The organism is Salinicola aestuarinus (genome assembly GCF_003206645.1).
GTDB lineage: Bacteria > Pseudomonadota > Gammaproteobacteria > Pseudomonadales > Halomonadaceae > Salinicola > Salinicola aestuarinus.
Genome location: NZ_PZJP01000008.1, coordinates 578147 through 597791 on the forward strand (window position 1 = coordinate 578147; position 19645 = coordinate 597791).

The window sequence follows — 19645 nt, forward strand, 5'->3', positions numbered from 1 at the left end:
ATTAGGGCCACTTCGCATGGGTCGACGCGACACCGCCTGGCGTGAGCCCCGCTGCGGGTCTGGCCGTCGTATCGATACCGGCGAAGCGCAGCGGAAACTGCTGCGCCAGGGTACGGGCCGCTTTCTCGATATCCCGCGCGGCGGCGCTGAACGGCGCCTGTTCGAATAGACTGCGCTGTTCCGCCAGCGCTTCGGCCAGGGACTCGTCACGATGCACCGCCCCGACCACCAACGGTGCCAACCGTTTCAGCATCAACTCCACGATTTCCCGCTTCAGTCGCGAGCGGGTATCGATCTGATTGATCAGGTAACCCAGACGCCCCTGCTCGCTGGCCTGGCGAAGACTGCCCGGCTGGCTCTCCAGACGTGGCATCAACGCGACGGAGCCGGCATCCGCCATCAAGACCAACAGATTGAGGTCGGCGTCGTCGATCAAAGGCGACACCTCGCAAAGCGGAAAGACGTTCGCATCCACGACCACCAACGTATTGGGCGTCTGAGACAACGTGCGCAATCGGTGCGAGAGTTCGCCGGGTCGGCGCTGCATGTCAGCAAAACCGCTCAAGCGTGCGTCGGAGGCGTTACCGAACGGCAGAATGTCCACGCCATCCGATAGCCGTGTAACCAGCTGACGCCACTCCACGTCGGCATCGAACCGGTCGATCAGACCTTGGGGATCATTGAGAGGCAGCTGGAAATGCAGTCGAAGCGCATTCTGCGGATCCAGATCCACCAGCACGACCTGATAGCCCAGGTGCTCCAACGCCATGCCCAGGTTTGCGCACAGCGTGGTGCACCCAACGCCTCCCTTGGGAGACAGCAAATTGATCAAGGCCATGGAGACACCCTCTGCAACACGCTGGATAGCGGTAATTCAGACGATGACGTCTCCAGCGACGCATCGTCCTGTCCGGGTCGTTCAGGGGACCTCGCCCCAGGGTCTCCGGCGTGCAGCGATAACCGAAAAGGCGGCGCGTCGGGGCCACCTTCGCCCTCGATCAACGGCCGGGCACCTTCCCTCGCCAGGGCGGCGCCGGCCATCGCCGCGGCGTCGGGGGCGCCATTCATGACCGCGTGGGACTGATGGCCACGAGGTGCAAACGAGGGGACCACGAAGGCGTCGTCGCGAGCGGACCGACAGTGCGTCGCCGCGACGGCGGCTTCGACTGGATTCGGGACGGCCGAACCCGACAAGGGGGAAAGAGCGTCGTTAGCGGTCGCGACCGCCCGCAGCAGACGCCATGGGGAGGTGTGATGCGCCTCGCCAGCGCGGTCGCTGGAGAAATCCTGGTAGGTCGCACCGTCGATGCCAACAGTGGCCAGAAGCGCCGAAACATCATGGGGGAGTGTCACGAGAGAACCCTGCGTCGAATCATCGTCCTGCCGCCACGACAGCCCTATGAAACCGGATGTTTGTAGCGATTCTAAAACGGCACACTAACACACTTTGTTACTTACAGTAACAAAAAAGATGGCGGCCAACGCTGAAAACTGCTAGGCGATCTCTCATGCCGGCGCGCCCCCCCCCTAGGTTCCCCTCTCCCCGGCCGACACGGCTCCACGCCGAATGAGGGGACGAGACAGAGGTCATCGTTTTCATGAATCCGGTGTTACGGGCTTTCCTTGGCGCATTAACACGCTGGTTCTCAGTCGACTGACTGAGAGCAATGACCTCGCCGTCACAAGCCACACCATCGACGGCGCCACCGGTTTCCGAACCGGTGGCGACGCGTGTTTCAAGATCGTGTTGACACGTTGCGCGCCCGAAAGGCGCTGGGTAGGATGAATGATCTTCGCACGAGCCGGCCAAGCCGGTGCGGGCGCCACGAATGCTGAGCCTTGCCGCCGCGTTCGCGGCGCCCTTTTCGTTGGTGCTTCCTCGAATCGGACGTCTCGCGCCCTGCCCTTTCCGGCCGGTGTTCGCGTCACCCGATTCGTTTTTCCGTTCTGCCACGACGTCACAGGACTGCCGAATGAGCGCACGCCACTTTCTGACCCTGCTGGATCTCTCCGCCGACGAACTCGCCTACCTGATTCAGCGCGGCATCACGATCAAGAACCGTCTCAAGACCCAGGGTCCCACCTACACGCCGCTGGCCAACCGAACGCTGGCGATGATCTTCGAGAAATCCTCGACGCGCACCCGGGTCTCGTTCGAGACGGCGATGACTCAGTTTGGCGGCCACGCGCTGTTTCTCTCGCCGCGGGATACGCAGCTTGGCCGCGGCGAACCGATCGCTGACACGTCACGCGTACTCTCTGAGATGGTCGACGCGGTCATGATCCGCACCTTCTCGCATGAAGGATTAGAGACCTTCGCCGCGGCCAGCAGCGTGCCGGTCATCAATGCGCTCACCGACGACTACCATCCTTGCCAGCTGCTGGCCGACGTCATGACCTGGACCGAGTGCCGCGGTTCGGTGGCGGGCAAGACCGCGGTATGGATCGGTGATGGCAATAACATGTGCCACTCCTGGATCAACGCCGCGCTGCGCTTCGGCTTCAACCTGCGGATCTGCTGCCCGGAAGGCTATGACCCCCGCGCGGATATCGTTGAAGCGGCGGGCGAGCGCGTCACCATCCTGCGCGATCCGGTCGAGGCCTGCACCGGCGCGGACCTGATCACCACTGACGTCTGGGCATCGATGGGCCAGGAAGAAGAGCAGGCCAAGCGCGAGCGGGACTTCGACGGGTTTCAGGTCACCGAGGCACTGCTCGATCGAGCCAATGCCGACGCGCTCTTTCTGCACTGCCTGCCAGCGCACCGCGGCGAGGAGATCAGCGAGACGCTGCTCGAGGACCCGCGTGCCGTGGTTTGGCAGGAAGCAGGCAATCGGCTGCATGCACAGAAGGCGCTGATCGAGTTTCTACTGCTGGGCAAGGTCGACTGACGCCCAATCAGCGAGTCGTCTCACAGCGCGGCCGCTTCGGCGGCCGCCTTGTCTGGCTAGCGTCCTCGGCCAGGGTGACTCATCGGCGTGAGCGCCAAAGACCAATGCCCGCCGCCAACAGCGCCAGCCCCCCTACGACCGCGAGCACGCGCCCGACATTCCCCTCCAGCGCCGCCTCTCCCAGCGTGACGAACGCCACCGCATAGGGCAGCGTTGTCACCAGCGCCACCCCCAGATAGACACCGAGAGGCACTCCCGCGGCCCCAAGGGCATAGTGCTTGAGGAACATCGGCACCCCCGGCACGAGCTTGATCAGCAGCGTGATGCGCCAGGCGTGACGCCGATCGGTATCGAGGTGGGCCAGTCCGGGGAAGCGTCGATCGAGGGTGTCGCGAAAATAGCCTCGCAGTCGGCCGCGGGCGACCGCATAGCACAGCAGCAGATGGCAGAGAACGGCCGTCAGACCTAGCCCCAAACCGTCCCCGACGCCAAAACGTAGCCCCGCCACGACATAGAATGGCGTCATCGGCACGCCCACGGCGGGCAGCAGCGCCATCGCCAGCCAGAAGACGATCGGATCGAGGCGATCGAGTCGCGCCCAGACCGACGCATCCAGCGCAACGGCGACCGCCAGCAGTAGACAGCAGAGGACGCCACCCAACCCACCGAGAAGACAGCGTGGTAGCGGGAAGAATCGACATCGAAGCGCGCGAGTAAGGGCCATACCCGCAGGAGAACCGATCTTCGTGACCGGATGATGAAAGGACTGACTACGCCGAACAGGCGACCGCTGCCCCGGGCGCGACCGGGGCAGCGACACACGACTAGAGGTTGTCGAGCCCCTTTTCGGCCATCGCGACGGCACGGAACAGCGCGCGCCGCTTGTTGAGCGTCTCGTGCCATTCGTCGTCGGGGTCGGAGTCAGCGACGATGCCGCCGCCGGCCTGCACGTGCAGCTCGCCGTCCTTCAGCACGGCGGTGCGGATGGCGATCGCCATGTCCATGTTGCCGTGCCAGGAGAGATAGCCCACGGCCCCGGAATAGACGCCGCGCTTGACCGGCTCGAGCTCATCGATCACTTCCAGCGCGCGGATCTTCGGGGCGCCGGAGAGCGTCCCTGCCGGGAACGTCGCACGCAGCACGTCCATCGCCGACATGCCCGGCTGGAGCTTGCCGGTGACGTTGGAGACGATATGCATCACGTGAGAGTAACGCTCGATCGCCATCTGATCGGTGACGTCCACCGTCCCGGGCTGGCTGATCCGACCGATGTCGTTGCGCCCCAGGTCGATCAGCATCAGGTGCTCGGCGAGCTCCTTGGGATCGCCCAGCAGCTCCTCCTCCAGCGCCTTGTCCTGCTCGGGCGTGGCGCCGCGAACCCGGGTGCCGGCAATCGGACGAACCGTGACTTCGTCACCCTCGACCCGGGTCAGGATCTCTGGCGACGAGCCGATGACATGATGGTCGTCAAGATTCAGGAAGAACATGTAGGGCGACGGGTTGAGACTTCTCAGCGCGCGATAGAGATCCAGCGGCGGCGCCTGATACGGAATCGACATCCGCTGGGACGGCACGCACTGCATGAGATCTCCCGCCAGCACGTACTCCTTGATCCGCGCCACCGCCTCCTTGTAGCCCTGTTCGCTGAAGCTGGCATGGAAATCGTCTTCGACGACATCGCCCCGACCAGTCCCCGGACTGACCGTGTTGAGCGTCGAGCTGCGCAGCTTCACCTCAAGCGCCTCCAACCGCTCCACCGCCGTGGCATAGGCCTGTTCGGTGCTCGGGTCGGCGTGGGTCAGGAGCTGGAGCCGGCCGGAAAGATTGTCGAAAACGACCAGGTCGTCGCAGACCATCAGCAAGATGTCCGGCACCCCGATCGGATCGGGCTTGTCCGCGGCTTGCGCGGTCCGCAGGCGCGGCTCGATATAGCGGATGGTGTCATAGCCGAAATAGCCGACGAGACCGCCGTCGAAGCGTGGCTGATCGTCGAGATCCGGCACTTTGAAACGGGCATGGAAGCGCTCGATCCAGGCGAGCGGATCCTCGACTTCCGTGGCTCCCTGCTGCTCGCCGTCGACGATGTGCTGAACGGTGAATCCGCGCACCTCGATCCGCTCGCGGCACGGCAGCCCGATGATCGAGTAGCGCCCCCACTTCTCTCCACCCTGCACCGACTCCAGCAGAAAGGTCCAGGGGGCATCGGCAAGCTTGAGGTATGTCGAGAGCGGCGTGTCGAGGTCGGCCAGCACCTCGCGGGTGACCGGGATACGGTTGTAGCCGGCGTTGGCCAGCGCGTCGAACTGCTCGGAGGTCATCATGGGACCCATCTCCAGAAAGTGAACGTCAGCGGTCGAAGGTCGAAAAACTCGGGCTGAAGGTCACCATCGCCAACGCTTATCGTCGCGGTTGATTACGCGGGAGAGGAGAAAGCGCTGAATATCCGGTCGCATGTCGAGGCTCGGCTAAGGAGAGAAACGCGTGGGTAGGAAAGCGAAGCCGGCCCCGGCGGGCCGGCTCGGAAGACCCTAAACGAGTTCCCGAAGCGATTCAACCAGACAGTCCGGGCCACTCGCGGCCACCGGCTCGCCATGGTTGTAGCCATACGGCACCGCCAGCGTGCGAAAGCCGGCCCGCCGCCCCGCCTCGATATCGTGGCGCGAATCTCCCACCATCAGACAGGCTGCCGGCGCGACGTCGAAGCGCGCCGCCAGATGCAGCAGCGGCATGGGATGCGGCTTCTTTTCCGGCAGCGAGTCACCGCCGAGGGTAGCGACGAAATACTGATCGAGCCCCAGCGACTCGAGAATCGGGGCGATGAACGCCCGTGGCTTATTGGTAATGAGGCAAAGGCTGAGATTGCGCTGGGAGAGCGCCTCGAGCCCCTCCATTACACCGGGGTATAGCCGCGTCCTGTGACAGGGCGCCTCAGCGTAGTGGCTCAGAAAACGCGCGAGGGCGGCATCGATCGTCGAGGTTTCCGGGTCACGGCCCAGGGCAAATGCCAGCGCCCGTTCAACCAGCTTGCGCGACCCGTTGCCCACCCAGTCACGCACCCGCGCCTCCCCCGCCGACGAGAGACCGTGCTCCTCGAGCGTGGCATCCAGTGCGGCGGCGAGATCCGGCACCGAATCAATCAGCGTGCCGTCGAGGTCGAAGGCGACGAGGCGGATGCCGTCGAGCGAAGGGTGCATCGGTGACTCCTGGGCCGGGGATGGACAGTGGCTTCGAGGTGGGTCAAGCGCATCGACCGCGCCGCGAGCCTATCACGTCCGGGCATCGTCGGGCCGCGAGCCGGATGCCAAGCCAGCGCGAGCGGCGTATCCTAGCGCTAAGACTTTTGTCGTATCGGCAACCCTGGCGTCTCGACGCTGCCACCGCGGCGCGATTCAGCGTGCCGAGACCCTCGCCATACGACCCGCTGACAGGTTTCCCGATATCCGCTCTAACGACAACACTATCTTCGCTCTCACCAAGGACAACACCCCCCCATGACCGAACCTCGTATCGTCGTCGTCGGCGGCGGCGCCGGCGGGCTCGAACTCGCCACCCGTCTCGGAGAGAAACTCGGCAAGCGCAAACGTGCCGACGTCGTGCTGGTCGACCGCAACTCTACGCATATCTGGAAACCCCTGCTGCACGAGATCGCCACCGGCGCGCTCGATTCCGGCCTCGACGAGGTCTCCTATCAGGGGCACTCCAAGCACCACGGCTACCGCTTTCAACGCGGCAGCCTCAGCACCATCGATCGCGAGGCTCGCACGATCACGCTGGAGCCGATCCACGATAGCGAGGGTGAAGTCGTGCTGCCCGCGCGCCAGATCGACTACGACTACCTGGTGCTCTCGGTCGGCAGCGTCTCCAACGACTTCGGGACGCCGGGGGTTGCCGAGCAGTGCCATTTCATCGATAGCCCGCAGCAGGCGGAGCATTTTCGCCGCCACATGCTCGACACTTTTTTGCGCTACAGCGACCCCGAACGACGCACACATCCCAAGCTCTCGGTGGGACTGGTCGGTGCCGGCGCCACAGGCGTGGAGCTCGCCGCGGAGCTCTTCGGGGCCTCGCGCATGCTTCACAGCTATGGCTTCACTGCACTCGACAGCACCAAGCTCGAAGTGCATCTAATCGAAGCCGCGCCACGCATCCTGCCGGCCCTTCCCGAGCGCATCAGTCGCGCCGTCCACGGGGAACTCGAGCGCCTCGGCGTCAAGATCCACGTCGACACGCGGATCACCGAAGCCAACGACGATGGGTTCATCACCGCCGACGGCACGTCGCTTCATACCGATCTCAGCGTCTGGGCCGCCGGCATTCGCGCCCCCGCGTTCCTGTCGGAGCTCGGCATCACCACCGAGCGCAATCATCAGATCACCGTCTCGTCGACGCTACAGAGCGTCGACGACGAGCGCATCTTCGCCTTCGGCGACTGCGCGGCCTGCCCGCTGAGCCCGGATGATGACAAGCGAGTACCGCCGCGCGCCCAGGCGGCAAACCAGCAGGCGAGCCTCTGCTACCGCAACCTGCGGGCCGCGATGGAGAACAAGCCGCTCAAGCCGTTCACCTATCGTGACCGTGGCTCGCTGATCTCGCTGGCGCACTTCGACGCCGTCGGCAGTCTGATGCGCGGCGCCTCGGCGCGCAGCCTGTTCATCGAGGGGCGACTGGCGAGGATGTTCTACGCTTCGCTCTATCGCATGCATCAGATGGCGATTCACGGCATCTTTCGCACCGGGATGACGATGGTGGTCGACCGTCTCAACCGCTACCTGCGACCCAAGATGAAACTGCACTGAGCGAAATCCCGCAGCCGGGAGGGAGTCAGAATGGAACGTTTCTACAACGCTGCCGCCGACGTCGTCGACGACACCCTGCAGACGGCGGCGGCGACCGCCCCGCTTCGCATCGCCGATCCGCAGAGCGGACTGCGGGTCCTGATTCGCCGGGATTGGGACAGGGCCGATCACGGCGCGCGCCAGGTCGCGGTGCTCTCCGGGGGCGGGGCCGGCCACGAGCCGGCTCACGCCGGCTACATCGGTGACGGCATGCTGACCGGCGCCATCTCCGGCAATCTGTTCGCCTCCCCCAGCGTGGAGGCGGTACTGGCGGCCATCCGCGAGGTCTGCGGCACCGCGGGCTGCCTGCTGGTGGTCAAGAACTACACCGGTGATCGACTCAACTTCGGTCTGGCTGCCGAGCGTGCCCGCAGTGAAGACCTGAACGTCGCCATGGTCATCGTTGCCGACGATGTCGCCATCCACGATGCGCCGCAGCCCCGTGGCATCGCCGGGACCGTCCTGGTCCACAAACTGGCCGGCTATCTGGCCAGTCGCCAGGTCCCGCTCGACGAGATACGGACCCAGGCCGAATCCCTGTGCAAGCGCATAGGCTCCCTAGGCATGGCGCTGCGCCCCGCCACGCAACCGGGACAATCCGCGGTGATGCGATCACCGGAACTCGGGATCGGCATTCACAACGAAACCGGCACCCGTGAAGTCACCCCTGGCAGCGCCGAGGATGCCATGACCGAGGTCCTGACGCCGCTGCGCAACGCGATGCGCGACCGCGGCGGTCACGACGGGGATACGCGGTGGATCGCGATGCTCAACGATCTCGGTAGCTGTTCGACGCAGGAGATGGGCGTGCTCGCCGCCAGCCTGCTGCGCCAGCTCGGCCAGGCATCGGTGTCGCATCTCATCGGCCCCGCCCCATTGATGACCTCGCTCGACATGCACGGCTTCTCGGTGACGCTGGTGCCCGCCGACGACGCCCTCATCGAGGCGCTGGCCGCCCCGACAACGGCGCCGGGCTGGTGTGGCCTCAAACCCGTCGTTGCGCCCACCACATTCACGCCTGACACACATCGAGAAAGTGAGGCGCTGAGCGAGTCGGCACCGCAGAATCCGGCGGTTACTGCACGGGTGAAGGCGGCAATCACCGCGCTGCGCGAGGCCCGAGACACGCTCGACGCGCTCGATGCCAAAAGTGGCGATGGAGATGCCGGCACCAGCATGGCAAGCGGTGCGGACTCGATCGCCGCGGCGCTCGACGCCAGGCGACTCGACACACAGGCGCTGCCGTCGCTGTTCGCCGGTATCGGCCAGTTGCTGTCTCGTGACATGGGAGGCTCGAGTGGCGTGCTGCTGTCGATCCTCTTCACTGCCACCAGCGCCGGTCTCGCCCGCGGCGGCGACCTGCCCGACGCTCTTGTCGAGGGTGTGGCCAAGCTCCAGGCCTACGGTGGCGCAAAGCCTGGGGATCGCACCCTGCTCGACGCCCTGGTGCCCGCCGTGGAGGCGCTGGCACGTGACGAGACGCTCGCCGATGCCGCCGCCGCGGCTCGGGCCGGCGCCGACGCAACGGCCGAACTGACCCGTGCCCACGCCGGTCGCTCCGCCTACGTGCCCGAGAGCGCGTTGGCAGGTGTCATCGACCCTGGCGCCGAAGCCGTGGCCAGAGTGCTCGACGCGCTGGCGGCTGCCCCGCGCTGAGCCCCGCCGCGCGTCGGGCGATTCGCCGCGTCGAATGGCACTCAATCGAGAATCGGCGCCGGCCACCAATCCGGCAGCAGCGCCATGGCCTTCGCCTGGGTGAAGCGATCGTCGAGTAAATGGATCACGCCTTCGTCGCTGCCGGTGCGGATCACCCGGCCGGCGGCCTGTACCACCTTCTGCAGGCCCGGATAGTAGTAGGCGTAGTCGTAGCCCCTGCCGTAGAGCGCCTGCAGTCGTGCGCGCATCTGTTCGTTGACCGGGTTGACCTGGGGCAGTCCCAGGGTGGCGACGAACGCGCCGATCAGCCGATCCCCGGGCAGGTCGATGCCTTCCCCGAAAATGCCGCCCAGCACAGCGAATCCGACCCCTTCTCCACCGCACTCGAACCTCGCCAGGAAGCCCTCGCGGGCCGCATCGTCCATGCGTGCGGCCTGACACCACTGTGGCAACTCGGGATGGCGTTCAGCCAGGCGTTCGGCGACCTGCTGCAGATACGCAAAACTCGAAAAGAACGCCAGATAATTGCCCCGCCGGGCGTGAAACTGCGCCGAGATGCGATCGGCGATCGGCGTCAGCGAGGCGTCACGGTCGGCGTAGCGGGTCGACAGCCGGGAGGCCGCCCGCACTTCAAGCTGGGAGTCACAAAACGGCGATGCCAGCGGCAGCCATGGCGTGTCGTCGGGCAGGCCGAGCAGGTCGCGATAGTAGGCTTCCGGCGTCAGCGTCGCCGAGAAGAGCGTGCCCCCGTGGGCCGCCGCGAAGCGAGGCGCCAGGAACGGCGCGGGGACCACGTTGCGCAGTGTGACCCGCGCCCCGGCGTGGCGCTGCCGGCCCCGGGGCGCCTGACGCTCGACGTCGCAGAGCGAGTGATCGCCAAAGGTCTCGGCTACCCGACAAAAGTGCTGCGCCTCGAAACAGAAGGTCTGCAGATCACTCTCCAGCGCGATGGGCTGTTCCGCCTGATACTCGACAATCGCCGACACCGCCTGGGTCAGCGCGCTGATGAACTTGCCCGGCAGCGTCTCCAGCACGCGGTACGCCGCATCGCTCTCGTCGGCGAGCGCCTGCCACAGCGTGGCGACCCGTCCGAGCGGTCGCTTCAACGGCCCGGGGAGGGTCGGTTTCAGCCGCCGAAACGCTGCGTGATCCAGCGAAGCGCTGTACATCCCGCGGCCGCGCTCCACCAGATTGTGTGCCTCGTCCACCAGTATCCCGACCTGCCAGGCAAGCTCGCGGGTGAGCGCATAGAGCATGGCGTGGAAGTCGAACCAGTAGTTGACGTCGGCAATCACCACGTCTGCCCAGCGCGCCATCTCCTGGCCCAGATAATAGGGGCAGATCTCATGCGCGAGCGCGATATCGCGCAGCGCCGGACGGTCGAGCCAGCGCTGCGCTGCCGCAGCCGTCCGCGCCGCCGGCAGCCGATCGTAGAACCCCGTCGCCAGCGGACAGGACTCCCCGTGGCAGGCCTTGTCCGGATGCTCGCAGGCTTTCTCGCGCGCGCTGAGAGTGAGCACACGAAGCGGCACCGCCGCCGCGCCCTCCCCCGACTGCCTGACTGCCGCCTCGTCGACCTCGACCGGCGACGCCATCGGGTTCGGCTCGCAAGCCGGCGTCGCCCCCAGGTGTGTCAACGCCTCCAGGGCGAGGCGCTGGCCGGTGTTGCGCGCCGTGAGAAAGAAGAGCTTGTCGAGCGGCTGGCCCGGCATCGCCTTGAGCATGGGAAAGAGCGTGCCCAGCGTCTTGCCGATACCGGTGGGCGCCTGCAGCATCAGCCAGCGGCGAGTGTGCACGGCCTTGTAGACCGACTCCGCCAGCGGGCGCTGCCCTTCCCGAAACCCGGCGAAAGGAAAGCGCAACGCTGCCAGCGCCTCGTCACGTTGGCGTCGGTGGGCAAGCTCCTGCTGGGCCCAGGCGAGAAAGGCCTGACACTGACACTCGAAGGCGTCACGCAGCGCCTCGGCACTGCAGCGCTCGCTCAGCGGGGTCTCGCGCTGCGTGACGATATCGAAATAGACCAGCGTCACCGTCAATTGATCGAGTCCGCGCGCCTGGCACAGCAGGTGGCCGTAGACCTTGGCCTGCGCCCAGTGCAATGCGCGCTGGTTGCCCGGCTGGCGCGAAAGATCATCGCGGTGCGTCTTGACCTCTTCGAGCCGATTGCCGACCGGGTCGAAACCATCGGCGCGACCGCGAACGCTTAACTGGCGATACTCCCCGGTCAGCACGACCTCACTCTCGTAACTGTCCCCACGACGCGAGGCCACCACCCGGTGGCCGGCAATTCCTTCCTGGGCCGAGGGTGACGGCGTAAAACGCAGGTCGAGGTCGCCGGTCTTGGCCGCAAACTCGCAGAGCGCGCGGACGGCGATGCGATAACTCATGCCGGCCCGCCGGGACTGTTAGTCTGCGCGACGCCGGCGTCGCGTGCCGCTTCGGATACCGGCTGCCAGCGCACGTAGCAGACGCTCACCGGCATGGCGTGCTCGGCGCAGAAGGCGAGCCAGCGCTTCTGGTTGTCCTGCAGGCGATCTCCGGGGCCCTTGACCTCGATCATCCGGTACTTCTGCGCCTGCGGATCGAATTGAATGAGATCCGGCATGCCGGCACGGTTGGCGCGAACGTCGTTGAGCAACCGCTCGAACCAGTGCCGGAGGTGGTGCGGCGGGATACAGTCGAGGGCGAGTTCCAGCGTCTCGCGGCGGATGGCCTCCCAGAAGACGAACGGCGACTGCATGCCGAACTTCGTATCGAACCGCGCCAGAATCACCTCGCGGTACGCCCCCGAAGTCAGCAGCGCAAAGCAGCTTTCGAATGCCTCGGCGCGCCGGGCCCGGAAGTCGTCGTCATGCAGGTCCGCCGGCGCCGAGTGGAACGGGTGGAAGAAGGCCCCCGGCAGCGGCGCAAAGATCGCCGGCCAACAGAGCAGGCCGAAGAGCGCATTCACCAGCGCGTTCTCGACGTAGAGCACCGGGGCCTCGGCGGTGGAGAGATGCTCGGCGACCGCCCGCTCGACGCTGCGCGCCCGCGGCAGTTCGAGGTCGATGCGCTCTGGCTCGACGAAGGCTGCCTCGTCCCTCGCGGGCCGCCCCAGCTTGCGCGCCAGGCGCTGATGTAGCCGGGCCAGGCGCTGCGCCTCGGCATCGCGAAGCGGCATGGCAAGCGCCAGCTCGGCGGCATCGAAAGCGGCGTCGTACCGGGTGAGTCGCTCCAGCACCCGGACTTCACGGACGCGAGCGTAGTGCGTCGGGCTATTGGCGTAGAGCGCAAGCGATGCCTCGAGTTCGTCGTCGCGCTCCAGCCGGTAGGCGATCTTGTCGATCAGTCGCGCTCGGCGACGCTCGAGCCAGGGGTTGGCGAATGCCGCCAGCGGTAGATCCGGCGTCAGCGTCGTTAACGGTTCCTCCCTCTCGAACCGGGTGCGCAGTCGATGAAGACGATGATAGCTCTCCAGCTCGTCGCGTTCGGAGAAGGCCCGCGACCCGGCACCCAGGGTGACCGCCTCGAAGCGGTAGACGCCGAGATCGGCAAGGACGAACTCCGACCACTGCTGGCGCAGGTTGCCGAAGAACATCAAGCGGAAGCGCTCGGCCATCTCGTCCACCATCAGCCGATAGTGCCGATCACCGAGCGTCGGCAGCCAGTGTGCCAGCGGGCGCGGCGTGAAATCCCCGGCACCGAGTTGCGCCAGCCACTCTCCCTTGCCGGCGCTGCGTGACAGCTCCTCACCGGCGAAGACGCCGTCGAGTCCGGCGCGCAGTTCCGGTTTGGTGGTCAGCGCGAACAGCGCTTCCAGGGTCAGCGGCGGGTCCGCCTGGACGAACCCCGCGGCCATCAGGGGCGCGACGGCAGCCGACGTCTCGCCGATCTCGGGATAGACCAGACGACTGTCGCGAAAGTCCTCCCCCTTGCGCATCACCATGCGCACCAGCAGCGCCTGCGATGCCTCGGGCAGCGCGGCAAAGTCGGTGAGGAAAGCGGTCTCCACCTCGCTCAGCAGATCCGCGTAGCGCGTCTCGAGCCAGGCGAGTACGCGACGAAAATTGACCAGATAGTAGAGCGGGTCGTCGAGGACGGGCCGAGTCATGCATTGCCACCGGTGCTGGGGAGACGAGCGTCGAGACATCACGCGGCCGCGTCGCGCGGCCACGTTGACTGGGCAAGTATACAGGGAATGCCAGAGGTGACCGAAGACACGACGGCGGCCGGAGCCGCGGGAGGCCATCGCCCGGAAAGCCCCGGGAGGGGCACGGGATTCTCGGCCCTGCGTCTGCAGGCGGCTCAGAGCGTGGCTTTCAGCTCCTGCCATAGCTGCCGGTAGGCGAGCGTGGCGCGGCTTCGCGGGGCGAGGTCGGCGAGCGGTCGGCACTCGAGGCTCATGCGCTCCACGTCGCTGGCGTAGGGAATCCAGCTCTGCATGGCAGGCGCGATGGCCGCCGGCGGCGTCTCCAGCCACTCCCGGTGGAGCTTGCGGCGGCGATCGACCAGGTTGAAGAACGGCGCGACTCGCTGACGCTGACGCTTGCCGAGATCGAGATGATCCATCATCCGCGAGAAAGCCTGCACCGAGAGCGGGCTGGGAATGGTCGGCACCAGAATACGATCGGCGGCGCGCACCAGCTGGTCGGAGAGCGTCGACAGCCCCGGCGGACAATCGAGTATCAGCAGCGCGTACTCTTCACTGAACGGCGCGATAAGCCGCTTGAGGTGCTTGTCGCCGCCGCTGGCACTATCGAGAAGTCGGTCCAGCTCGCGCATGCGAAGGTCGGCGGGCAGCAGGTCGAGTCGCTCCCAGGCGGTGTGCTGTACCTCCTCCCCCAGCGGTGACTTGCCGGCAAGCAGCTTCTTCACCTTGCGCCCCAGCCCGTTTTCGCCACCGAGCACCCAGGTCGAAGCCCCTTGGGCGTCGAGGTCCCAGACCAGTACCGGCATACCGTCACGGTTGGCCTCGCGGGCGAGATTGACCGCAGCGGACGTCTTGCCCACCCCGCCTTTCAAATTGTGTAGCGCGACCACTTTCATCAACCCACTCCTCGACAGTCCGGTGGCGCGGAGTCTACGCGTCGCGGTCTCCGGCGTTGGTGACATTCCGATGACAACCGCCGATCGTCGCGACCTCACTCAAGGTAACGCGTTCGGCCAGCCAGCGGCGTTTGGCCGGCGCGCTCAAGCGCTTGATCGACGCCTCGAGGCGTAGTGCATCGCCGTGTTCGCCCACGTACTCGGCGTGACGCAGGGTCAACGGCCCCTTGCCGCGCAGCGCCCGCGCGCCCCGCCCGCGGGCGTGCTGATCGATTCGCCTGGCGACATCGGTGGAGATCCCGGTGTAGAGGGCGCCGCTGGCGGTCTCGACGAGATAGAGATACCAGCGGCGCGCGGCGATGCCGTGATCGTCGGCGGTGCCCATCAGGCGCCAGCGAGCTCGCCGCGCAGCCGCTGGATGACGCCATCGTAGCGGTTGGCCTCTTCCGGGTTGCGCGCCTTGAAGATGGCCGAGCCGGAGACGAAGGTGTCCGCCCCTGCCCTGGCGATCTCGGCAATGTTCTCAACGCCCACGCCACCGTCGATCTCAAGGCGGATCGGCAGTCCGCTCGCGTCGATTCGCCGACGCGCCTCTCTGAGCTTGTCCAGCGCGGCCGGGATGAACGACTGCCCGCCGAACCCGGGGTTAACGCTCATGATCAGGATCATGTCGACCTTGTCCATGACGTAGTCGAGATAGCTCAGCGGCGTGGCCGGGTTGAAGACCAGCCCCGCCTTCACGCCCTGGCTACGAATGAGCTGCAACGAACGGTCGACGTGTTCCGAGGCTTCCGGGTGAAACGTGACGTAGCCGGCGCCGGCGTCGATGAAGTCACCGATCAGACGATCCACCGGCTTGACCATCAGATGGCAGTCGATGGGCGCGGTCACACCGTGCTTGCGCAGCGCCTCGCAGACCATCGGCCCGATCGTGAGATTGGGCACGTAATGGTTGTCCATGACGTCGAAATGGACCATGTCCGCGCCGGCAGCGAGCACATCGTCGACCTCCTGGCCGAGGCAGGCGAAGTTGGCGGAAAGAATGGAGGGGGCAATCTTGAAGTCCGGCATGACAACGCGTCCTTGGAGTGCGGAAAGACTGTCTGCATTCTAACGCAAGCACGCGAACTGTCGCGGGCGGGTCTCCAGCACCGCTGAACCGGATGCCACACTTCGTGCCCCGTCGCGCGTTTCGCCTTGATACACAGCCGGCGGAAGCACGTAGCCATTGGCCGTTGAACGACGACGCCCCGCCGGTCGGGGGACCGGCGGGGCGTCGTTGGGTCGTTGGCGCCAGGCAACGCGCCTGTCGCTCGTTCGGCGGGGGTCCGAAGCCTAGGGCACGAAATCCGGCGCGCTGGTCTCGCGATCGTCGGGGAGCGTCTTGCGCACGTCGGCGACCTGATCGGCGCTCACCGCATCGGCGTGATTGCCCCAGCCGCCGCGCACGAACGTCGCAAGCTCCGCGACCTCGGCATCAGAAAGCCGCCACGCGAAGTCCGGCATCGCCAGCGCTTCCGGCTTGGCCGGCGTCGACGGGAGCCGGGCGCCTTCCAGAATCACACGAAGCAGCCCCGTGGGATCGTCGGCGTTGACCAGCTCGTTACCCACCAGCGACGGAAACACCTTCGGCGCGCCCTCACCACTGACGGTGTGGCAGGCGTTGCAGTTGTCGAGATAGAGCCTGGCACCCAGGGCCCCTTCGACATCGGCGGCCGCCAGCTTCTGCTCCGTCTGCGCCGGCGTGGTGTCGCTCGTCGCACTTTCGTCGTTGCGCTCTCGCGGCAGCGATTTCAGGTACGCGGCGATCGCCTGCAGATCGTCATCGGTCAGATGGGAGGTGCTGTTGGCCACCACCGAGGTCATCTCGCCGACCACCGCATCGTGGTCGTTACGCCCGGTGGCCAGATACTCGACGATGGCCGCCTGACTCCAGCCCTGAAGCCCCTCGTCGCCCTCACCGCCGCCGCGCAGATTGGGGGCCCACCAGCCATCCAGCGTTTCGCCGGCAAGAAACGCCTCGCCACTGTCGTCCTGCGCCTTCTCCTGAAAGAACAGTCCGCGAGGCGTATGGCAGCTGCCGCAGTGGCCAAGCCCCTGAACCAGATAGGCGCCCCGGGCAATCTGTGCGCCCTGCCCCTCGCGGGGTTGGAAGGCATCGGTATCGGCGAACAGCCAGTTCCAGAGACCGATGCCCCAGCGCTGGTTGAAGGGAAAGCCGAGATCGCTCTCCGCCGGCGTCTCGTTGACCGGGTCCACACCCTGCATGAAATAGGCGTAGAGCGCGTCGATGTCGTCGTCGCTGAGCTTGGCGTAGGCGGTATAGGGCATTGCCGGATAGAGGTTGGCGCCATCGGCACGCTCGCCTTCACGCAGGGCCGCGGCAAAGTCGTCCCGGCTGTAGTCGCCGATACCCGCGTCCGGGTCCGGCGTGATATTGGTCGAGACGATGGTGCCGAAGGGGCTGTCGATCTCCAGGCCCCCGGCAAACGGCTGACCGCCGGGCGCGGTGTGACACGCCACACAGTCGCCGGCACGGGCAAGGTAGGCGCCGCGCGCCACGTCACCCTGTGCGTCAGGACTGGCGGTCGCCGCCAGCGCCATTCCGGTCGTGGTCATTAGCCCCAGGCCCGCGAGCGCGATGAAACCGTGTCGATACAGCATGATCGCTCTCCTCAGGCTTGAACCAGCGGTCCGGGGTTTTTCAGGTACTGCTCGCGAATCGCCTTGGCCGCCCAGTACGTCAGTGCGCCGACGAGTCCGGTGGGGTTGTACTGGAGATTCTGCGGAAAGGCACTGGCCCCCATGACGAAGACGTTATGGACGTCCCAGCTCTGTAGATAGCGATTGAGCACGCTGGTGCTGGGGTCGCTGCCCATGATGGCGCCGCCCACGTTGTGCGTCGTCTGGTAGGGGCGAACGTCGTAGTGGGAGTCGAAGTCCTTGAACGACAGTTTGTAGTCGTCCGGCGCCAGCGCGCGGGAGAGGGTATCGATCTTCTGCTTCATGAACTGCGTCATGCGCACGTCGTTGTCCTTCCAGTCGAAGGTCATGCGCATCAGGGGCCGGCCGTGGTCATCGGTATAGGTCGGGTCGAGATCGAGATAGCAGTCGCGGTAGGCCATGTTGCTGCCGTGCGAACCTATGGTCATGGTATGGCCATAGGTCTGCTGCACCGCCTCTTTCCACTCGGCTCCCCATTGGGGGGCGCCGCCAGGCAGCGGCATATTGCGAATCGGCTGACCGTTGGTCATCGCGGCATTGAAGTAGGAGCCCCCGATGAAGCCCTCCCTGGCGAAATCGATCTGCTCGACCCCAAAGTCGTTGAGCGTTTCACCGTTGGCACCGGCACCGATGAACGGGTTGAACGCCTTGTCCTGAAAGTAAAGCGTCGCCCCGCCATTCATCTGGTACGCGTAATTCTTGCCCACGACCCCGTCGCCACTGATCGGGTTGTAGGGCTCGCCAATTCCCGAGAGCAGCAGCAGATGGACGTTGTGCAGCGAATAGGCGCCCATGATCACCAGATCCGCCGGCTGGAAGACCTCATCGCCGTTCTCGTCGATGTAGGTGACCCCGGTGGCCGTCTTGCCGTCCTCCGCCAGTTCGACCTTCATCACCTCGCAGTTGGCGCGGTAGCTGAAGTTCTCCCGGCGCTTGAGCGCGCCCAGCACGCAGGTCTGCGGCGAGGACTTGGAGCCATTGAGACAGCCGTAGCGCTCACAGAAGCCACAGTAGTTGCAGGGCGCAAGCTGCATGCCGTAGGGGTTGGTATACGCCTCGGAGGCGTTGGCCGCTGGCAGCGGGAACGGATGGAGCCCCTGGGCCTTGGCGACATCGCGAAACATCGAGTCGTTGAGCGTGCGCGCCATCGGCGGCATCGGGTACTCATCGGAACGCCAACCCTCGAAAGGGTTGCCGCCGGCTTGAATCTCACCGTTGAGATTGCCCGCCTTGCCGGCGATGCCGGCGACCTTTTCGAAAAAGTCGAAATGCGGCTCGAGCTCATCGTAGGAAACGCCGAAGTCCTGGATCGTCATGTCGTCCGGGATGATGTCGGCGCCGAAGGTCTCCTCGACATAGCTCTTGAGGCGCAACTCCTGCGGCTGCGGCCGCCAGGTGTGGCCGTTCCAGTGAGTACCGGCACCGCCCACGCCGTTGCCGGGCAGAAAGGAGCCGAGCGAACGATACGGCAGCGCGCTGTCACGCACCCCGTGGCGCACGGTCACGGTGCTCTTCGCCGGGCGCTGCATCAGCTGGTAACGCACACCGTAGGTGAGCTCGTCGGCCATTTTCGGATAGGCGAATTCGGGCACGGTGTCCTGGTCTGGACCTCGCTCGAGGGCCAATACGTTAAGGCCCTCCTCGGTCAGCTCCATGCCCATGATCGAGTTGGTCCAGCCCAGGCCAATCATGACCACGTCAACATGCGGTTGGGTCTTCGCCATGATTATCCTCTCTCCCCGGTCAGACTGACGGGGCCTAGCGGGTAGGCCCTGTCGTGTTGATCCACCCACTCTCGGTACGCGGCACGCGCCCCAGGAAAACCGATGAATTTCCAGGCGGCCATGTGCTTGTTGCCGCCGTGAATCGGATCGGCGAAGTACCCTTCCTTGGTGTTCTGCAGAAGAAAGGCGAAAAACTGCGACGCCGAGACCTCGTCGAATTCGAGCGCCCCTTGCTCGAGCTGCGTCAGCACTCGGTCCTGCCCGGCGGCGTCGAGGCCGCGGAAATCCTCACCGAGGGCGTCCTGGCAATGACGACGCGTTGCCGCGATCCCCTTGCGGTAGACCTCGCGTGGCGTCAACGACGACTGATAGCCGAACAGCGGTGACGCGTCTTCAGTGAAGGGCCCCTTCATGTACCAGTCGGCGGCATGACCAAACTTGCCCTCCATCTGCTTGTCGATGAAGATCGGTACATTGGTCTCCAGCGCCCCGGGGCCTGCGCCGTCACTGGGAATCAGTCGATCACAGGCGGCCATCACGAACTGCCACTCCTCGGCGTCGAAGAATGTTGGCGTGTAGTCGGCGAGGTTGGGAGGGGGTTCGTCGGCGGCGGCGGTCAGGGATACACCGCTGCCCACCGTCACCGCCGGGATCATCATCAAAGACCCTTTGATGAAGTCACGGCGTGACGCATTCTCGAGCTTTGCGCTCATGATTATCTCCTTCACGATCCGGGTGAAGCACAGCGTGGGCGCCCGCTCGAAGGCAGGCTTTGTTGTTGGCCGATGCG

Annotated in this window: 15 protein-coding genes; 3 read left to right on the top strand and 12 right to left on the bottom strand. The window is 65.7% G+C overall.

The genetic code is table 11. The features are described from left to right. Window position 1: 1 nt before the first annotated feature. Window positions 2-838 (bottom strand): cellulose biosynthesis protein BcsQ, encoded by an 837-nt coding sequence (bcsQ, locus tag DOM41_RS14565; RefSeq protein ID WP_110687565.1) that lies wholly within the window; start codon window positions 836-838, stop codon window positions 2-4. 1135 nt (window positions 839-1973) lie between these two features. Here bcsQ and argF point away from each other — a divergent pair. Then, window positions 1974-2891: an ornithine carbamoyltransferase gene (argF, locus tag DOM41_RS14570; protein WP_110687566.1), complete on the top strand. Its 918-nt coding sequence runs from the start codon at window positions 1974-1976 to the stop codon at window positions 2889-2891. Window positions 2892-2970: 79 nt separating this feature from the next. Here argF and DOM41_RS14575 read toward each other — a convergent pair whose 3' ends face one another. The 3 genes from DOM41_RS14575 to DOM41_RS14585 all read right to left on the bottom strand — a co-directional run bounded on the left by DOM41_RS14575 (window position 2971) and on the right by DOM41_RS14585 (window position 6085). Then, window positions 2971-3615, bottom strand: a complete 645-nt coding sequence (locus tag DOM41_RS14575) for a TVP38/TMEM64 family protein (protein WP_110687567.1) — start codon at window positions 3613-3615, stop codon at window positions 2971-2973. A gap of 100 nt (window positions 3616-3715) precedes the next feature. Next, the gene (gene trpE, locus DOM41_RS14580; protein WP_110687662.1) at window positions 3716-5209 is read right to left on the bottom strand and encodes an anthranilate synthase component I; all 1494 of its coding nucleotides are present in this window, start codon (window positions 5207-5209) and stop codon (window positions 3716-3718) included. Window positions 5210-5419: 210 nt separating this feature from the next. Continuing rightward, window positions 5420-6085 (bottom strand): phosphoglycolate phosphatase, encoded by a 666-nt coding sequence (locus DOM41_RS14585; protein ID WP_110687568.1) that lies wholly within the window; start codon window positions 6083-6085, stop codon window positions 5420-5422. Between the two features lie 297 nt (window positions 6086-6382). Between DOM41_RS14585 and DOM41_RS14590 the strand changes: the two genes are divergently transcribed. Together DOM41_RS14590 and DOM41_RS14595 are read left to right on the top strand one after the other, a co-directional pair. After that, window positions 6383-7687: an NAD(P)/FAD-dependent oxidoreductase gene (locus DOM41_RS14590; RefSeq protein WP_110687569.1), complete on the top strand. Its 1305-nt coding sequence runs from the start codon at window positions 6383-6385 to the stop codon at window positions 7685-7687. A gap of 30 nt (window positions 7688-7717) precedes the next feature. After that, window positions 7718-9382, top strand: a complete 1665-nt coding sequence (locus DOM41_RS14595) for a dihydroxyacetone kinase subunit DhaK (RefSeq protein ID WP_110687570.1) — start codon at window positions 7718-7720, stop codon at window positions 9380-9382. A gap of 41 nt (window positions 9383-9423) precedes the next feature. On the opposite strand, the gene DOM41_RS14600 is transcribed toward DOM41_RS14595, so the two are convergent. The 8 genes from DOM41_RS14600 to DOM41_RS14635 all read right to left on the bottom strand — a co-directional run bounded on the left by DOM41_RS14600 (window position 9424) and on the right by DOM41_RS14635 (window position 19568). Then, window positions 9424-11769 carry an ATP-dependent DNA helicase gene (locus tag DOM41_RS14600; protein WP_110687571.1) on the bottom strand — a complete coding sequence of 782 codons (2346 nt, stop codon included), beginning with the start codon at window positions 11767-11769 and terminating at the stop codon, window positions 9424-9426. Beyond that, window positions 11766-13472 carry a VRR-NUC domain-containing protein gene (locus tag DOM41_RS14605; RefSeq protein WP_110687572.1) on the bottom strand — a complete coding sequence of 569 codons (1707 nt, stop codon included), beginning with the start codon at window positions 13470-13472 and terminating at the stop codon, window positions 11766-11768. Before DOM41_RS14605 ends, DOM41_RS14600 begins: the two co-directional genes overlap by 4 nt. A gap of 194 nt (window positions 13473-13666) precedes the next feature. Then, complete coding sequence (locus DOM41_RS14610) at window positions 13667-14407, bottom strand: ParA family protein (protein ID WP_110687573.1); 741 nt, start codon at window positions 14405-14407, stop codon at window positions 13667-13669. A 34-nt stretch (window positions 14408-14441) separates the two neighbouring features. Beyond that, complete coding sequence (locus tag DOM41_RS14615; protein WP_110687574.1) at window positions 14442-14792, bottom strand: GIY-YIG nuclease family protein; 351 nt, start codon at window positions 14790-14792, stop codon at window positions 14442-14444. Continuing rightward, entirely contained in the window at window positions 14792-15478 is a 687-nt protein-coding gene (rpe, locus tag DOM41_RS14620) for a ribulose-phosphate 3-epimerase (RefSeq protein WP_110687575.1), read from the bottom strand. Before rpe ends, DOM41_RS14615 begins: the two co-directional genes overlap by 1 nt. Window positions 15479-15742: 264 nt before the next feature. Continuing rightward, window positions 15743-17071, bottom strand: coding sequence for a cytochrome c (locus DOM41_RS14625; RefSeq protein ID WP_245391858.1), 1329 nt, complete (start codon window positions 17069-17071; stop codon window positions 15743-15745). 11 nt (window positions 17072-17082) lie between these two features. Then, the gene (locus DOM41_RS14630; protein ID WP_110687576.1) at window positions 17083-18855 is read right to left on the bottom strand and encodes a GMC family oxidoreductase; all 1773 of its coding nucleotides are present in this window, start codon (window positions 18853-18855) and stop codon (window positions 17083-17085) included. Between the two features lie 2 nt (window positions 18856-18857). After that, window positions 18858-19568, bottom strand: coding sequence for a gluconate 2-dehydrogenase subunit 3 family protein (locus tag DOM41_RS14635; RefSeq protein ID WP_110687577.1), 711 nt, complete (start codon window positions 19566-19568; stop codon window positions 18858-18860). Between the last annotated feature and the right edge of the window lie 77 nt (window positions 19569-19645).

What these genes read in the sequence shown, in the direction of transcription:
- DOM41_RS14635 (WP_110687577.1), bottom strand. Translation starts at nt 19,568, where the DNA reads ATGAGCGCAAAGCTCGAGAATGCGTCACGCCGTGACTTCATCAAAGGG.
- DOM41_RS14575 (WP_110687567.1), bottom strand. Translation starts at nt 3,615, where the DNA reads ATGGCCCTTACTCGCGCGCTTCGATGTCGATTCTTCCCGCTACCACGC.
- trpE (WP_110687662.1), bottom strand. Translation starts at nt 5,209, where the DNA reads ATGACCTCCGAGCAGTTCGACGCGCTGGCCAACGCCGGCTACAACCGT.
- DOM41_RS14590 (WP_110687569.1), top strand. Translation starts at nt 6,383, where the DNA reads ATGACCGAACCTCGTATCGTCGTCGTCGGCGGCGGCGCCGGCGGGCTC.
- rpe (WP_110687575.1), bottom strand. Translation starts at nt 15,478, where the DNA reads ATGCCGGACTTCAAGATTGCCCCCTCCATTCTTTCCGCCAACTTCGCC.
- DOM41_RS14585 (WP_110687568.1), bottom strand. Translation starts at nt 6,085, where the DNA reads ATGCACCCTTCGCTCGACGGCATCCGCCTCGTCGCCTTCGACCTCGAC.
- DOM41_RS14595 (WP_110687570.1), top strand. Translation starts at nt 7,718, where the DNA reads ATGGAACGTTTCTACAACGCTGCCGCCGACGTCGTCGACGACACCCTG.
- DOM41_RS14630 (WP_110687576.1), bottom strand. Translation starts at nt 18,855, where the DNA reads ATGGCGAAGACCCAACCGCATGTTGACGTGGTCATGATTGGCCTGGGC.
- DOM41_RS14605 (WP_110687572.1), bottom strand. Translation starts at nt 13,472, where the DNA reads ATGACTCGGCCCGTCCTCGACGACCCGCTCTACTATCTGGTCAATTTT.
- argF (WP_110687566.1), top strand. Translation starts at nt 1,974, where the DNA reads ATGAGCGCACGCCACTTTCTGACCCTGCTGGATCTCTCCGCCGACGAA.
- DOM41_RS14600 (WP_110687571.1), bottom strand. Translation starts at nt 11,769, where the DNA reads ATGAGTTATCGCATCGCCGTCCGCGCGCTCTGCGAGTTTGCGGCCAAG.
- DOM41_RS14615 (WP_110687574.1), bottom strand. Translation starts at nt 14,792, where the DNA reads ATGGGCACCGCCGACGATCACGGCATCGCCGCGCGCCGCTGGTATCTC.
- DOM41_RS14625 (WP_245391858.1), bottom strand. Translation starts at nt 17,071, where the DNA reads ATGCTGTATCGACACGGTTTCATCGCGCTCGCGGGCCTGGGGCTAATG.
- DOM41_RS14610 (WP_110687573.1), bottom strand. Translation starts at nt 14,407, where the DNA reads ATGAAAGTGGTCGCGCTACACAATTTGAAAGGCGGGGTGGGCAAGACG.
- bcsQ (WP_110687565.1), bottom strand. Translation starts at nt 838, where the DNA reads ATGGCCTTGATCAATTTGCTGTCTCCCAAGGGAGGCGTTGGGTGCACC.